This is a genomic window from Flavobacterium ustbae (assembly GCF_003946915.1).
Lineage (GTDB): Bacteria > Bacteroidota > Bacteroidia > Flavobacteriales > Flavobacteriaceae > Flavobacterium > Flavobacterium ustbae.
This window is the reverse complement of record NZ_RPOC01000002.1, coordinates 258,367-274,306: the sequence shown is the minus strand read 5'-3', so window position 1 is coordinate 274,306 and position 15,940 is coordinate 258,367. Positions and strand designations below refer to the sequence as shown.

Here is a 15,940-nt window from a genome sequence, read left to right as displayed (position 1 = left end):
AGATTATAATTGAATGCGTTGCAGCGAAAAGTTGTGACGCATTTTTTTTGCCACGAATTACACGAATTTCCGCTAATTTTTTTGCCACAGATTACAGAGATTAAAAGGATTATTAAAAAAATCTTTCTAATTCTTTTAATCTGTGGCTAACTAAAATAAAAATTAGTGCGAATTCGTGTAATTCGTGGCAACTCTCAAATATGTATTTTATAGTAAAAAACCTTTTTGTCGTCGATATTTAAAGGAATTACTGTTTTTTGTAAAAAAATTAGTGTAACTTTAATCATGAACCATGAATTTCCATTTATGAAAAAGATTTCACTACTCCTTTTTTTGCTGACATCAACTCTCTCTTTTAGTCAGAACAGCGCAGAAACTTGTGAAATATTAAACAAAATAAATGCGCTTATTCAAGCTGAACATTTAAGGCCAAAACCAGTTGATGACAGCTTATCTGTGTTTGTTTTTGACAACCTGATTAATGAACTTGATCCTTCTAGAAATATCCTTTTTAAGAGCGAATATGACGAATTAGCTCAGAAATACCGATATAATCTAGATAATCTGATCCTTAAAAACGATTGCAGTTTTCTTTCCGATATAAAAGCACAATATGTAAATGGCCTTTTGCGTACTAAAAAAGTTTTAGAAAAGATTCAGACGCTTCCGATTGATTATATAAAAAAAGATACTATTCGTTTTTATAAAAAATCTTTTGCTTTTTATCTAAAGGAAGAAGATCTGGAAAAGGTTTGGACAAAGAAGCTACGCTATCAGATCTTGGATGATATTGCTGAAATGAGTAATAATTTAGATTCTTTAAAAACCAATTTTAAATCGATTGAACAGGTTTCTAAAAATCAAATTCTGACGAATGAAATTTGCCGTTTTAGCACGTTAATAGACTCTAATACTAAACTAGAAGAGAAACTTTACAATTTCTTCTGCACCTATTTTGATCCGCATACGGCTTATTTTAGTGACGATTCTAAAACGAGTTTTGTTGCCTCATTATCAAAAGAGCATTTGTCGCTTGGAATGACGGTTAACTTAAATGAGAAAAACGAAATCATTATTGATGAGGTAGACCCAAACGGACCTGCGTATCAAACGGGTCAGATAAAAAAAGGCGATCAGATTATTTCTATTTCCAATCAGAAAGAAACTCTTCAGGTTTCCTGCGCTTCTTTAGAATCTATTTCAACGATGATTTTGTCTGAAACCAACAAACATATTACACTTACTTTAAAACGCAACTCAGGTAAAAGTTTTGATGTTTACATTGAAAAACAAGTCATGAAGGATGAGGAGAATTCGGTTTTTAGTTTCATCATTGGTAAAAATAACAAAGTTGGATACGTCAAAATTCCGAGCTTCTATGCAGATCTTGATGGCAATAGTAGAAAAGGATGTGCAGATGATGTTGCGCGAGAAGTTATAAAACTGCAGAGAGATAGTATAAAAGGACTTGTTATTGATCTTATTGACAATGGTGGCGGCTCTATGGAAGAAGCTATAAAACTGGCCGGAATGTTTGTTGATCATGGTCCGCTTTCTATTGTAATTGACAGCAAGAAAGAAAAATCGGTTATTAATGACCCTCTCAGAGGCGTTATATACAGAGGCCCAATTGTGGTTTTAGTCAATAGCAATACGGCGTCGGCAAGCGAGTTTTTCTCTTCTATTATGCAAGATTATAACCGTGCACTTTTGTTAGGAAGCAATACGCTCGGAAAAGCGACGATGCAGACTATTCTTCCGCTTGAAGAAGAAAAAAATACAGATTACTTGAAAATTACAATTAATAAGTTTTACAGAATTACAGGCAAAAGCCATCAATTTATTGGGGTAAAACCAGATGTGGTGCTTCCCGAATTCTACGAAGATGTTTATCAAAAAGAAAGTGATTTTCCGACGGCGATTAAAAATGATAGTATTGAACCTTTCTTAAAATACAAAACGTATGTTAAACGAAATTTGATCGATAAAATTGCAGCTAATAGTTCTGCGAGATTGTCTGACAATTACTTTTTTAACAATATTAAAAAGATCAATCTTAAAATAGATCAGCTTGTAAATAGCCCAAAGGCTGAAATCCCGATGACATTAGACTCCGTTTTTAAGCAGAAAAAAATTCTGAATACGCTTTGGACAGAGATCAATACTTTTAATGACGAAAATAATCCGCTGGATGTTTATAATTCGAGTGTGAATCAGTTTCTTCTGGGCGCCTATCCGAATGAGAAAACGATTAACCAATATCAAATGGATAATCTGAAAACAAATCCGTACCTGAACGAAGCCGTAAATATCATTAATGATTTTAATGGAGGGAGTAAGTGATTTTAGTCCCGATAGCTATCGGGATAGATTTTAGATTTTAGATTTTAGATTTTAGATTTTAGATTTTAGATTTTAGATTTTAGATTTTAGATTTTAAAAAAGCTTCGCTTTTTTTTGGAATTTGGTCCCGAGGCTTCGGGATAAAAATTGGAATTTATTTTTTTTATTTTGTTTTTGTAAAAATTAGGAAAACCGTATTTTTGCATCACAAAAACTAAAAATTAGAAATGGGAAGAGCGTTCGAATTTAGAAAAGGAAGAAAAATGAAACGTTGGTCTGCAATGGCCAAAACATTTACCAGAATTGGTAAAGATATTGTAATGGCTGTTAAAGAAGGCGGACCAAACCCAGACGCCAATTCTAGATTAAGAGCTGTTATACAGAATGCAAAAGCCGCAAACATGCCTAAGGACAACGTGGAGCGCGCGATTAAAAATGCAAGTAATAAAGATACTGCCAACTATAAAGAAATTTTGTTTGAAGGTTATGCGCCTCACGGAATTGCAATCTTGATTGAAACTGCTTCTGATAACAATAATAGAACGGTAGCTAATATTCGTAGTTATTTCAACAAATGCAACGGAACAATGGGAACTCAGGGTTCTGTTGAATTTATGTTTGATCATACTTGCAATTTCAGAATTGCAAAAGATGGTATAGATCCTGAAGAATTAGAATTGGAACTTATTGATTTTGGTGCTGAAGAGGTTTTTGAAGACGAAGACGGAATCTTAATCTATGCTCCTTTTGGAAGTTTTGGTGCTATCCAAAAAGAATTAGAAAACAGAGGTCTTGAAATTTTATCTTCTGGTTTTGAGCGTATTCCGCAAATCACTAAAGAATTAACTGAAGCGCAAATCGCTGACGTTGAAAAACTAATCGAAAAAATTGAAGAAGATGATGACGTAATGAACGTTTATCATACTATGAAAGAAGAATAATCTTTCTATAAAATATATTTTAAAAAGCTCTTGATTTTTCTGGAGCTTTTTTGTTTTAGTGAACTTACGCTTAATTCAAATAAAAAATTATATTTGCATCACCTCAAAATAAATTTAAACTAAAAATGCAAACATCTAAAATCACACGAATTGCTGTAGTTGTACTAGTTCTTTTGTTCTTAGTATTAAGCGTAATCAGTTGCAGTACTCATGTTCACACTCAAAACCCACCAAGTTCTGGTAAAAAAATACCTCCTGGGCAAGCTAAAAAAATGAACGGAGACAAAAGTGCAAAAGGGTACGCTCCTGGCCAGCAGAAAAAAAGATAATTTACAAGCCTTCTGAATTTCAGAAGGCTTTTTTTATATCAATATAGTTTTAACTTAGCATTTATAAGATGCTAAGTCATATCTACTGAAAAAAGCGGCTTGGTAAATACTAATAATTAGATTTTTTTTAAATGGAAGTAAAAACTCTTCAAAAATATTTAGGGATTGCGGTTCATTTTATTTATTATCATCATCATAGATTGAATAATGAAAAAGTATTTGAAGATGATTATTGGGAGCATTATTAGAAATAGGAACCTTGGAATATTGGGAAATGTTATATAAATGTCTTGGCTTTGCTTTAACTCAAGATGATTATTGTTTATCAATAGTTGATTCCCCTTTTAAAGAGCGTTATTCTGAGGCTGATATCAAATTGTTTTTCGAGAAATTTCACAATTATTTAAGAGGAAGTTTGCAAGTTAAATTTGATGATCTTACTCCATTATAAATTATTTTTCTCAAAACGCTGTGCAAAATAGAGCCGGTGGAGACTGGTATAAGATGGAAACTTCTATTTCTGATTTTAAAAGAGCAAATCCTAATAAAAAAATAAAAGTAGAAATGGAATTTTATTTCGATGGAACATCAAAAAGACCAACATCTACTAGAGTAGATGTTGGTCTTTTTGATGGCGTTAAAGATAACACACTAAGTAAAAGAGCAATTACTAATCCATAAAACAAAAGCTAAATGAAAGAACAAGAAATAGTTAAAGCATTCTATGACTACTACAAGGAATTTCCTTACGATACTTTAGAAGTAAAATTTATTTTTACACTTGGGGGAAGTTATGATATTTATACGTTCTATTATAAGGACAATAATAAAAATGAAGGCACTTTAGATGGAAGAGAGCTTTATACTTATGAAAGACAAGTTCATGAATATTTTGAAACAAAAATTGATTCAATCGATCAATTTAATATAGTATTATATACAATTAAAGAAGATGGTTCATATTCTATCTCCTGTAAATGGGAAAGTGAAAATGCAAATCAAAATCTATTAGATTATGCTGAAGTTTTCTATCGTTGGGTAAACGATAGAATGATGTCAATGATTTTTGAATTTGAAAAAGATAACAATCTTGTTCCTACTCAATATGATTCAGATGGCGATTTAGAATATCTAAGTTCATGGGATAGTGGTATATTTACTTTTCATATTAATGAAAAAAATAATTTAGAATACAAAGTGGTTCTCACACAAGATGGAAAAGAAAGAATTCTAGATCTTCCCTTAAAAGATTATTTTGTAGAAGGAATATTAGACCATTATTTAGTAACTAATAATGAACTTTCTAATGAATGGAAACCTTGGAATACTATGATATTAAAATCTAATCATAATGATATTCCTCATTATAAAAGAGGAGAATTTGTAAGCTATATTCTTGAATAATTCTCCAAACATATTAAGCTCATGCTACCAAACAAAGCCTTCCGAAAATTATCAGAAGGCATTGTTGTTTAAAAAACCTAAAAATCTTATTTCTTAGCAGAAGTATTTATAACCTTAATCAAATAAGTCCCTTCCGGTAAATCACTAATATTAGAAGCATTGGCACTCATTATTTGTCTTCCCTGCGAGAAAACCTCAACAGTTTTACCACTTTTACTAGTTTCGACTGCAGCAGCAGGTGCAGATGTTTTCACGGGTGCTGTAACCGCTTTTTTCTGAGTATTAGAAGCTGAAACTGGTATTGTCTGTACTGCAGCACCATTTGGTTTTGAACTATTGTAAGCCTCCAAAACCTGTTCGTCTGTCATAGCAACACTGTATAATCGCAAATCGTCAATATCTGCATTAATACTTGTGGAGGTATTTAGTTTTCCTATATTTAAAATATAACCTTTTGCCGAACGCTGAATTCCTTCTACAGACTTTAATAAAACACCATTTCGGTAAATTTTAGAAACATTTCCGTCAAAAGTAACACTATAAAAGTACCAAGTTTCTTTTGCTAATGGCACAGAAACTACTACATTATTGTTATCTCCCCAGCCTACTAAACTGACATCAGAATTTCCTCCTGATACTGGTTGCTGTGCCAATCCAAAATATTGTCCGTTTATGGCGGCACCATATCCAAAAATATAATTCGGAATATTGATAGCATTAAATTTTACCCAAACTGATATTGTTTTTGGCTTATTATCCTGCGGAAGCTCGCCTACTACTGCTTGATAAGCTTTGTTTGTGAGTCGTAAGGCACTTTTAGGGCTTCCCATTCTATCGTTTACAAAAAGTGGGGTACCTAAAAAAGAAATAGAATTGTCGGCACTGTTTAGATTTCCGTTGAATTTAAATTCCTGCACCGGATTTTGTGCATTGGCAGTTAAAAAATTTACAAACATTAAAGTGAGTAATATTTTTTTCATAGTTATAACTTTTATCAGAATGTTTATTTTAAGGCAAATAGAAATTGATTGTTAAATTGAAATACTTTAGATTTTTCAATTCTAAAATTTCATTTATTATTTTTAGAAATTTTGTTAAAACTATAATTTAAATTCATCACAACCAAGTAATTCTTACATCCAAATACATAATTCTCACAAAAAAACTTTTTCAGTCAAATAGCATTCCGTTTGAAATACTCTAAACCTAATCTGGGCTATTTTAAAGGTTTTGACTTCAGTAAAATCAATTCCATATCAAATCGATTTTATATTAATCTTGCAATAAAAAAAGCCTCCTGATACAGAAAGCTTTTCTTACTATTCCAAAAAACCAATTGCTTGCGCAATAAAAAAACTAACTAACATTTAAAACAAACTAAAAAAGATCTTTTATTTTGAGGTAATTTTTTTTGACGGAGTGCTGGTAATTTTTAATAAATAAGTCCCTTCAGGAAGATCGTTTATATTCGTGGCATTACTTCCTACAATTTTTTCTCCTTGCGAATAAATTTCAATTTTTTTTGTCATTCCACTAACATCGCTTGTGGTAATAATCGTTTCATTTGCAGTCTTTGATTTAACTACAGTTTTTGACTTCGTTTCAGCAGGAGCTTTTACTAGCAAATCATTGCCTTTTTCGCTTTCATATAATTCTTTTACCTGATCTGGAGTCAAAGCCACATTATAGATCTTTAAATCATCTATATCAGCATTTATTCCTACCATAGTATTGATTTCTCCCAATCTAAAAATATTTCCGTTAGTAGATCTTGTCATTCCTTCCAGAAACTTTAATAATTTACCATCGCGATAAATTTTAGAAGTAGTACCTTCGTAGGTGATGGTATAATTGTACCAAATGCTCTTCTCCAGCGGTGTAGATACAATAACATCATTTGAAGCTCCCCAGGCAGCCAAACTCAGATCAGAGTTTGAAGAAGTAGTACCTTGTTGTAATAAACCGCAATATTGCGCATTTAAAGCATTTCCGTAGCCCCAAATATAATTCGCATTGGCAATATCATTGAATTTTACCCAAATACTAATTGTTCTTGAGCTTTTTCCTTGAGGCAAATTATCAATTACAGCTTCTAGAGCTTTATTATTTAATCGCTGAGCTCCTTTTATAGCTCCTGCTCTATCTGCTACAAAATTGTTGGTGCCAATAAATGATATTGTATTTGCAGTATTATTTAAAGTGCCATTAAAGTTAAATTCCTGAATCGGTGTTTGTGCATTCGCATTCAAAAAACTTACAAACAATCCTGTTAGTAGTATTTTTTTCATAATAGTAGATTTTAGGGATTAATAACTATGTTATTTTATATCGCTAAACTATATTTTTACTACTTGGAGCTAAAATTTTTCCGACAACTTACCAAAATACTCGTTCAAATAACGTTTTTTATGCATTTTGTCCGTTAAGTAATTTTTATATTTTTCATTGTTATTATTAAAAAATTAAATTAAAAATATCTTAAACAACAATTTCTTACGTATAAATACGGCATATTCAATAAAACGATAGATTTTAACTTTTGAAGAAAACTGAAAGGAGATGATATTAGGAAATAAAAAAACTCCATCCGAAAATACGAATGGAGTTTGTATATTTTGAAAAGTATTTTATTACTTTACGAATTCAATTTTTTGAGCTTCTTCTTCATTAACACTATCAAAGAAACCTTGCTCGTTCATCCAGTCATCGCTGAATACTTTACTCATGTAACGAGAACCATGATCTGGGAAAATCGCAATAATATTACTATCTTTTGTAAATTCTCCTTCTTCTGCATATTGCTTGATAGCTTGCATTACTGCTCCAGAAGTATAACCAACAAATAAACCTTCTTTTCTAGTAATCTCTCTTGCAGAGTGAGCACTTTCTTCGTCGGTTACTTTCATGAATTTATCAATAATATCAAAATCTGTAGCAGACGGAATCAAGTTTTTACCAAGACCTTCTATACGGTAAGGATAAATTTCTTTACTATCAAATTCTTTTGTTTCATGGTATTTTTTCAAAACCGAACCAAAAGCATCTACACCTAGAATTCTAATATTTGGATTTTTTTCTTTTAAGAATTTTGCAGTTCCAGAGATAGTTCCTCCTGTTCCACTGCATGCAATAAGATGCGTAATTTGTCCTTTTGTTTGTTCCCAAATTTCTGGACCTGTAGTGTTGTAGTGGGCATCAATATTTAATTGGTTGAAATATTGATTAATGTAGACTGAACCTTTTGTCTCTTCGTGCAAACGTTTTGCTACATTATAATAAGATCTTTCATCATCTGCAGAAACGTGAGCCGGACAGACATACACTTTGGCGCCTAAACTTCTCAACATGTCAATTTTGTCCTTAGATGATTTTGAACTTACCGCTAAAATACAATTGTAACCTTTAATAATGCTTACCATTGCTAAACTAAAACCTGTATTACCAGATGTGGTTTCTATAATGGTATCTCCCGGAGATAGAATTCCTTTTCTCTCGGCTTCTTCAATAATATATAATGCTATTCTATCTTTTGAGGAATGACCTGGGTTGAAAGCTTCTACCTTTGCGTAGAAATTTCCTTCTAACTCTTCGGTAATTTTATTTAGCTTAATAAGGGGGGTGTTTCCTATTAACTCTAAAACATTATTATAAGCAGTTATTTCTTCTTTCATAAAAAAATAGTTAATCAAAGGCATTTTCAAATTAACCTTGATAGGTTGCAAATTTAACAAAAAATTTCTAATTAGCTTTTAATTTTTTCTAAATCTAATAAAAAACTAAATTCCTTTGCTAAGTCTTTTAAAGCCTCAAAACGTCCCGAAGCCCCGCCATGACCTGCATCCATGTTCGTATCTAAAAACAAAAGTTTATTATTTGTTTTTAAATCTCGCAATTTTGCAACCCATTTAGCTGGCTCCCAATATTGTACCTGCGAATCGTGTAATCCAGTGGAAACATACATATTAGGATATTCCTGCGCTTTTACGTTATCATAAGGCGAATACGACAACATATAATCGTAATATTTTTTATTGTTAGGGTTTCCCCATTCGTCATACTCTCCAGTTGTAAGCGGAATACTATCATCCAACATTGTAGTAATTACGTCTACAAAAGGCACCTGAGCAATAACTCCGTTATACAATTCGGGAGCTTCATTTACAATTACTCCCATTAAAAGTCCGCCAGCAGATCCTCCTTCTGCATACAAATGTTCTGGAGAAGTAAACTTTTGGTCAATTACAAATTTAGAGCAATCGATGAAATCTGTAAAGGTATTTTTCTTTTTTAACAGTTTTCCGTCTTCATACCATTGTCTTCCTAAGTCCTCGCCTCCTCTAATATGGGCAATGGCGTAAACAAATCCGCGGTCTAAAAGCGATAATCTTGTCGATGAAAAATAAGTATCCATTGTAATTCCGTACGAACCGTAAGCATAAAGCAGCAATGGGTTTTTACCATTTTTCTCCAACCCTTTTTTATAAACCATAGAAATTGGCACTTTTACACCATCTCTTGCTGTTGCCCAAACTCTTTCTTCTACGTAATTGTTTTTATCAAACTTTCCGCCTAAAACCTCTTGCTCTTTTAAAATCGTTTTGGTTTTAGTCTTCATATTAAAATCAATTATAGAAGACGGCGTTGCCAATGATTGATAGCTGTAACGCAATATATCGGTATCAAAATCTACATTGGTTGTCGTGTAGGCATTATAAGTCTCACTGCCAAAAGGAAGATAATAATCTGGTTCATCGTTCCAAGGCATGATTCTAATATGATTCAATCCATTTGAACGTTCTTCTACAACTAAATAATTCTTGAAAATCTCTATATCTTCTAACAAAACATCTTCTCTGTGCGGAATAAGATCTACCCAGTTTTTCTTTCCTGTTTTATCTTCAGGCGTTTTCATTAATTTAAAATTAGTCGCCTTGTCTTTATTGGTTAAGATATAAAATGAATCTTCGTAATGAGAAATACTATATTCTAATCCGCGAACACGTGGCTGAAAAACAGTAAATTCTCCTTCTGGATTATTAGAATTCAAAATTCTATATTCGGTTGTCAAAGTACTTCCGGAACCAATAACAATATATTTTCTCGATTTTTCTTTACTTATCGACACATTAAAAGTATCGTCTACTTCATTATAAACCAAAACATCACTTTCTGAATTGGTATTTAATTTATGTTTAAAAACTTTATCAGCTCTTAAAGTTGTCTGATCTTGTCTAACATAAAAAATAGTATTGTTGTCATTTGCCCAAACCGAAGCACCAGTAACATTTTCTATTTTATCTGCTAAAATTTCACCTGTTTCTAAATTTTTTATTTGAATAGTATAAATTCTTCTACCAACAATATCTACTCCAAAACTTGCAAATTTGTTGTCTGGACTAATACTTAAACCTCCTAATTTGAAATAAGCATGTCCTTTTGCCATTTCGTTACAATTAAAAAGAATTTCTTCTTCTGCAGAAAGGCTTCCTTTTTTTCTAGCAAAAATTGGATAATCCTGACCGGTTTCGAAACGCGTTATATAAAAATATCCATTATAGAAATAAGGAACAGAAGAATCGTCTTCTTTAATTCTTCCTTTCATTTCTTCAAACAAATTTTTCTGTAACTCTTTCGTATGAGAAGTCATATTCTCATAATAAGCATTTTCTTGATTTAGGTAATCAATTACTTCAGAATTTTCGCGGTCATTTAGCCAAAAGTAGTTGTCAATCCTAGATTCTTTGTGTTTTTTTAATGTTTTTGGTATTATTTTAGCCTTTGGGGCCGATATATCATTTTGCATTGATTAAGCATTAATTTTTAAATATGAAGACGCAAAAATAGCACAAACCCAATAGAACAGAATTAATTTTTTCTTAAATTATTCTATTGAATTCACACAGCAATATAGTAATTTTGTCTGAAATAATTTAAAAAATCAACAAAAATGGATTTAATGGGAATGATGGGTAAACTTAAAGAGACCCAGCAAAAAATTGAAGATACAAAAAAGCGTCTTGATACTGTTTTGATTGATGAACAAAGCGCTGACGGATTATTAAAAGTTACTATTACAGCTAGTCGAAAAATAAAAACAATTTCTGTTGACGATTCTCTATTAGAAGACAAAGAGCAGTTAGAAGACTACTTAATCGTAACTTTAAACAAAGCCATAGAAAAAGCTACAAATGTAAACGAAAGAGAATTAGACGCTGTAGCCAGAATGGATATGCCTTCTATTCCTGGAATGGATAATCTTTTTAAATAAAATTTACTGCTATTTAGGTAGAATTTTGAGCTTCAAAAAATTCAATAAAACGTACTTTACGACCTTTTTTGTTTTTTTTTGAAGCTCATTTTTTGTTTACAAGACTATTTTCTTTAATTAAAATATTTTTTTTAGGCCCTTTTTTTTCATTTTTAATACTTTTTACATCGAAAAGTAAATTAAAATCTGTTAAAATTTCTCGCAAAAAAATCACTTTTCGCATAATTACTATTGCATATTGTCTGTTTTTTTGCTTTCAAAAAATGTCAAAATTCATTCTTTTTATCTCATTGAATAGCGCTAAATAATGCAGATTATTTTTTGTTGCTAATAACTTCTTCAATCGAGATAGTTCTACAGATATGCATTTTTTAGCCACCTTCTTTTTACAAATTTCCCAACTTTATTTCTCCCATAATTTTCTGTGATAATAGGAGTTTTTTTCCTTTCTAAAAAACGTAAAATATTAAAAATCAGAAGAAAACGTTTGCGTAGATTTTTCAGTCATTCCTGACAAATATCAGTTTTATTCTTTGAATAAGTCTTGAAATTTGATACAGATCAAAACCAAAAACAGAGTTGTTTTAATAAAAAGCATCAAAAAAATGACTGTTTTTTTTGTGCAGAAACATCTTTACACCAAAAAAGATTTCCAATCTGCTGCTAAACGCTTTTCAAAAATAAGCGTCAGTTTTTTTAGGTGTCATTTAGAATTAAAACAACAAGATTATTCAATCAAAATATTAATATAAATCTAATTATTATGAATGAGAAAACTGTAAAACCGAATGAAATTGAACACAAATTGGCAGATAAGAACAATTTTAGTTCAGCAAAAGATTCTAATAAGGAAATTCAAAAATTAGACGCTATTGCACACGTTGACGAACTTGCTAAAAAAGCTGCAAAAGCGCTAAAAAAATTCCTAGAACTTAATCAAGAACAGGTAGATCATATTGTAGCAAAAGCATCTGTGGCTGCGATCGACCAGCACGGTAAACTTGCTCTGCATGCCGTTGAAGAAACTGGACGCGGTATTTTTGAAGATAAAGCCACAAAAAATATGTTTGCTGCAGAAAATGTTACCAATAGCTTAAAGAATCTAAAAACGGTTGGGATTATTGGCGAAGATCATTTATCTGGAATTGTCGAAATTGCAGAACCTGTTGGGGTAATTTGTGGTGTAACTCCAACTACAAACCCTACTTCTACTACAGTTTTTAAAGCTCTAATTGCTTTAAAAACTCGTAATCCAATTATTTTTGGTTTTCATCCATCAGCTCAGCAATGTTCTAAAGCTGCGGCTATTGTGGTACGAGATGCAGCAATAGAGGCTGGAGCACCAGAAGATTGTATTCAATGGATCGAATATCCGTCTGTAGATGCTACTAACTCTCTTATGAACCATCCTATTATTTCGACAATTTTAGCAACTGGAGGAAATGCAATGGTACGCGCCGCTTACTCTTGCGGTAAACCTGCGCTGGGTGTGGGAGCCGGAAACGTTCCTGCTTATATAGAAAAAACAGCTAATATAAAACAAGCTGTCTATGATATTGTTCTTTCAAAATCGTTTGACTGGGGCATGATCTGTGCTTCTGAACAGGCTGCAATTATAGATAAAGAAATTTACGAAGAAACAAAAGCAGCCTTTAAACGTCATCATGTTTATTTTGCAAATGAAAATGAAAAGGCAAAACTGGAAGAACTTATGTTTGGCGTAACAGCAAAAGGAATAAACTGTGCTGGCGCAAAACTTAATCCAAATATTGTTGGAAAATCACCTCAATGGATTGCAGAACAAGCTGGATTCTCTGTTCCCGAAAATGTGGTTACTATTGCTGTTGAAGTATCTGAAGTTGGCGAAAAAGAACCTTTAACACGAGAAAAACTATCGCCTGTTTTGGCTGTTCTAAAATCAAACTCAACCCAAGAAGGCATAAAATTATCTGAACAAATGGTTGAATTTGACGGATTAGGACACTCAGCCGCAATTCATACTAAAGACGAAAAAATCGCCAAAGAATTTGGAATAGCGGTCAAAGCCATCCGAGTAATCTGGAATTCTCCCGCTACTTTTGGAGGTATTGGTGATGTATACAACTCCTTTATTCCTTCTTTAACTCTTGGCTGCGGATCGTATGGAAGAAACTCAGTGTCAGGAAATGTCGGAGCTGTAAATTTAATTAATATTAAACGAATCGGAAGAAGAAACAATAATATGCAGTGGTTTAAAGTACCTTCAAAAATCTATTTCGAGCCAAACTCGATTCAATATTTAAAATCAATGCCAAAGCTAGAAAAAGTTATGATTGTTACCGATACAAGCATGCTCAAACTTGGTTTTGTACAAAAAGTTATCGACGTATTAAATCGTCGCGAACACAAAGCAGATGTAAGGATTTTTTCTAATGTTGAGCCAGATCCTAGCATAGAAACTGCAAAAGCGGGTGCCGAAACTATGGTAGAATTTCAGCCGGATCATATTATCGCTATCGGAGGAGGATCTGTTATGGATGCTGCCAAAGTGATGTGGCTTTTATACGAACAGCCGAATGCCTCTTTTGATGATGTAAAACAAAAATTCTTAGACATTCGTAAACGCGCTGTAAAAATTCCGGCACTGGGACAAAAAGCCAAAATGATTTGTATACCAACAACCTCTGGAACAGGTTCTGAAGTAACACCTTTTGCGGTAATTTCAGATCATTCTGTTAACAAAAAATATCCGCTGGCAGATTATGCTTTTACGCCAACTGTTGCCATAATTGACTCAGAATTAACCAAAACCGTTCCTGCTTCTATCACCGCAGATACAGGTATGGATGTTCTTACCCATGCAACAGAAGCATATGTATCTATTGTTGCCAATGATTATACAGACGGACTGGCCTTGCAGGCTATCAAAATGGTTTTTCAATATTTAGAAAGAACTTATCTCAATGGTAAAAACGATGACGAGGCACGAGATAAAATGCACAACGCATCTACAATTGCCGGAATGGCTTTTGCCAATGCTATGCTCGGGATTTCACATTCTATGGCTCACAAAATTGGCGGAATGTTCCATACTCCCCACGGACGAACTAATGCAATTTTACTTCCTTATGTAATTAAATATAATGGTGAGGTTCCTGGAAAACTTTCGGTTTGGCCTAAATATGAAACTTACAAAGCCGATCAAAAATATTTTGAAATTTGCCAAGTATTAGGACTTCCTGCAAAGGGACCTAAAGATGCTCCGCAGATTTATGCTCAGGCATGTTGGGATTTAGCTAAAAAAGTGGGAATAAAAATGAGCTTTAAAGAGCAAGGAATTGACGAAAAAGAATGGCTTGCAAAATTAAACACACTTGCCATCAACGCTTTTGAAGATCAATGTACTCCTGCAAATCCACGTTTACCTTTAATTAAGGACATGGAAGAAATTATGCGAAAAGCTTATTACGGAGAAAAAATTTAATTATTATCTAAATTATCCAAAACCGCCCATAAAAGGCGGTTTTTTTATGATTAAAACTTAGAAAGCGTATCAATTACATACGTATGCATCACTTCTTTATAATCTAAGTGCGTCACGATACGAAGTTTATTATGTCCTAAAGAACTTATCAGAATATTTTTCTGTTTTAATTTTTCGATTAACAATTGGTCACTGTAACCTTCTGCAAGCGAAAAAATCAAAATATTAGTTTCTACAGGTTCTATTGATGCGATCCAAGGTTTTGTGCTTAAGATTTTGGCAATTTCTTTTGCTCTGCGATGATCTTCTGCCAATCTTTCAATATTATGAGCCAAAGCATATAATCCAGCTGCTGCTAAATACCCAACTTGACGCATTCCTCCACCTAATATCTTCCTGATTCTCAACGCTCTGTGAATGTCAGCTTTACTTCCTAAAAGTACAGAACCAATCGGAGCGCCTAATCCTTTAGACAAACAAACTGAAATAGTATCGAAAATTGCTCCAAACTCTCTCGGATTCTGTCTTTTAGCTACCAAAGCATTCCAAATTCTTGCTCCATCCAAATGAAACTTCAAATTATTAGCGTCGCAAACTTTTTTTATTTCTCTTAAATCTTCTAATTCATAACATGCACCGCCTCCTTTGTTGGTTGTATTTTCTACACAAACCAAACTTGTCAACGGACTATGGTAAAACTCAGGATCATTGATCGCAGCTTTAACTTGCGCTGCTGTTATCATGCCTCGGTTTCCATCTATCAGACAGCACGAAACACCGCTGTTAAAAGAAACACCTCCACCTTCATAATGATAAACGTGAGCATATTTATCGGCAATTAATTGTTCTCCAGGCTGCGTATGAAGTTTAATTGCAGTCTGGTTTGCCATAGTTCCAGACGGAAAGAAAAGACCAGCTTCCATACCAAAAAACTCTGCTGTTCTATTTTCCAATTCAATCACCGTTGGGTCCTGTTTGTATACATCGTCGCCAACATGAGCGTTAAACATATACTGCAGCATTTCATAAGTAGGCTTTGTTATGGTATCGCTGATTAAATTTATTTCCATATTCTAAAAACTATATCTTATTTTTGTATGCAAAATTACGTATTACAAATAGTTATTCTCAGCAAGTTTAATAAAATTTAACTCGCAAGTTTCTATAGACCAAATTAACGTAATAATTCTAA

General features: G+C 32.7%; 13 protein-coding genes. 8 read left to right on the top strand and 5 right to left on the bottom strand.

The features are described from left to right. Window positions 1–306 precede the first annotated feature (306 nt). From EG814_RS05130 to EG814_RS05105, 6 genes are all read left to right on the top strand, one after another. Window positions 307–2,343, top strand: a complete 2,037-nt coding sequence (locus EG814_RS05130) for a S41 family peptidase (protein ID WP_125719584.1) — start codon at window positions 307–309, stop codon at window positions 2,341–2,343. A gap of 227 nt (window positions 2,344–2,570) precedes the next feature. Continuing rightward, window positions 2,571–3,284: a YebC/PmpR family DNA-binding transcriptional regulator gene (locus tag EG814_RS05125; protein WP_125719582.1), complete on the top strand. Its 714-nt coding sequence runs from the start codon at window positions 2,571–2,573 to the stop codon at window positions 3,282–3,284. A gap of 125 nt (window positions 3,285–3,409) precedes the next feature. After that, a complete protein-coding gene (locus EG814_RS05120; RefSeq protein WP_125719580.1) occupies window positions 3,410–3,613 on the top strand; it encodes a hypothetical protein in 204 nt (67 codons plus the stop codon). 232 nt (window positions 3,614–3,845) lie between these two features. Continuing rightward, on the top strand, window positions 3,846–4,064 hold the full coding sequence (locus EG814_RS05115; protein ID WP_125719579.1) for a hypothetical protein: 219 nt from the start codon (window positions 3,846–3,848) through the stop codon (window positions 4,062–4,064). Beyond that, window positions 4,058–4,294 carry a DNA/RNA non-specific endonuclease gene (locus EG814_RS05110; protein WP_125719577.1) on the top strand — a complete coding sequence of 79 codons (237 nt, stop codon included), beginning with the start codon at window positions 4,058–4,060 and terminating at the stop codon, window positions 4,292–4,294. Before EG814_RS05115 ends, EG814_RS05110 begins: the two co-directional genes overlap by 7 nt. A 12-nt stretch (window positions 4,295–4,306) precedes the next feature. Continuing rightward, window positions 4,307–5,017, top strand: coding sequence for a hypothetical protein (locus EG814_RS05105; RefSeq protein ID WP_125719575.1), 711 nt, complete (start codon window positions 4,307–4,309; stop codon window positions 5,015–5,017). Window positions 5,018–5,103: 86 nt separating this feature from the next. Here the strand turns inward: EG814_RS05105 and EG814_RS05100 are convergent, their stop codons facing one another. From EG814_RS05100 to EG814_RS05085, 4 genes are all read right to left on the bottom strand, one after another. Then, window positions 5,104–5,997, bottom strand: a complete 894-nt coding sequence (locus EG814_RS05100; RefSeq protein ID WP_235830914.1) for a LamG domain-containing protein — start codon at window positions 5,995–5,997, stop codon at window positions 5,104–5,106. Between the two features lie 411 nt (window positions 5,998–6,408). After that, window positions 6,409–7,305: a LamG domain-containing protein gene (locus tag EG814_RS05095; protein WP_125719573.1), complete on the bottom strand. Its 897-nt coding sequence runs from the start codon at window positions 7,303–7,305 to the stop codon at window positions 6,409–6,411. 342 nt (window positions 7,306–7,647) lie between these two features. Then, window positions 7,648–8,688: a PLP-dependent cysteine synthase family protein gene (locus EG814_RS05090; protein ID WP_125719571.1), complete on the bottom strand. Its 1,041-nt coding sequence runs from the start codon at window positions 8,686–8,688 to the stop codon at window positions 7,648–7,650. A gap of 71 nt (window positions 8,689–8,759) precedes the next feature. Then, entirely contained in the window at window positions 8,760–10,820 is a 2,061-nt protein-coding gene (locus tag EG814_RS05085) for a S9 family peptidase (RefSeq protein ID WP_125719570.1), read from the bottom strand. Window positions 10,821–10,964: 144 nt separating this feature from the next. Here EG814_RS05085 and EG814_RS05080 point away from each other — a divergent pair, with 144 nt between their 5' ends. Continuing rightward, a complete protein-coding gene (locus EG814_RS05080; protein ID WP_125719568.1) occupies window positions 10,965–11,285 on the top strand; it encodes a YbaB/EbfC family nucleoid-associated protein in 321 nt (106 codons plus the stop codon). A gap of 763 nt (window positions 11,286–12,048) precedes the next feature. Next, a complete protein-coding gene (gene adhE, locus EG814_RS05075; RefSeq protein ID WP_125719566.1) occupies window positions 12,049–14,748 on the top strand; it encodes a bifunctional acetaldehyde-CoA/alcohol dehydrogenase in 2,700 nt (899 codons plus the stop codon). A 50-nt stretch (window positions 14,749–14,798) separates the two neighbouring features. Here the strand turns inward: adhE and EG814_RS05070 are convergent, their stop codons facing one another. After that, complete coding sequence (locus EG814_RS05070; RefSeq protein ID WP_125719564.1) at window positions 14,799–15,818, bottom strand: threonine aldolase family protein; 1,020 nt, start codon at window positions 15,816–15,818, stop codon at window positions 14,799–14,801. Window positions 15,819–15,940 lie beyond the last annotated feature (122 nt).

What these genes read in the sequence shown, in the direction of transcription:
- EG814_RS05130 (WP_125719584.1), top strand. Translation starts at nt 307, where the DNA reads ATGAAAAAGATTTCACTACTCCTTTTTTTGCTGACATCAACTCTCTCT.
- EG814_RS05125 (WP_125719582.1), top strand. Translation starts at nt 2,571, where the DNA reads ATGGGAAGAGCGTTCGAATTTAGAAAAGGAAGAAAAATGAAACGTTGG.
- EG814_RS05120 (WP_125719580.1), top strand. Translation starts at nt 3,410, where the DNA reads ATGCAAACATCTAAAATCACACGAATTGCTGTAGTTGTACTAGTTCTT.
- EG814_RS05105 (WP_125719575.1), top strand. Translation starts at nt 4,307, where the DNA reads ATGAAAGAACAAGAAATAGTTAAAGCATTCTATGACTACTACAAGGAA.
- EG814_RS05100 (WP_235830914.1), bottom strand. Translation starts at nt 5,997, where the DNA reads ATGAAAAAAATATTACTCACTTTAATGTTTGTAAATTTTTTAACTGCC.
- EG814_RS05095 (WP_125719573.1), bottom strand. Translation starts at nt 7,305, where the DNA reads ATGAAAAAAATACTACTAACAGGATTGTTTGTAAGTTTTTTGAATGCG.
- EG814_RS05090 (WP_125719571.1), bottom strand. Translation starts at nt 8,688, where the DNA reads ATGAAAGAAGAAATAACTGCTTATAATAATGTTTTAGAGTTAATAGGA.
- EG814_RS05085 (WP_125719570.1), bottom strand. Translation starts at nt 10,820, where the DNA reads ATGCAAAATGATATATCGGCCCCAAAGGCTAAAATAATACCAAAAACA.
- EG814_RS05080 (WP_125719568.1), top strand. Translation starts at nt 10,965, where the DNA reads ATGGATTTAATGGGAATGATGGGTAAACTTAAAGAGACCCAGCAAAAA.
- adhE (WP_125719566.1), top strand. Translation starts at nt 12,049, where the DNA reads ATGAATGAGAAAACTGTAAAACCGAATGAAATTGAACACAAATTGGCA.
- EG814_RS05070 (WP_125719564.1), bottom strand. Translation starts at nt 15,818, where the DNA reads ATGGAAATAAATTTAATCAGCGATACCATAACAAAGCCTACTTATGAA.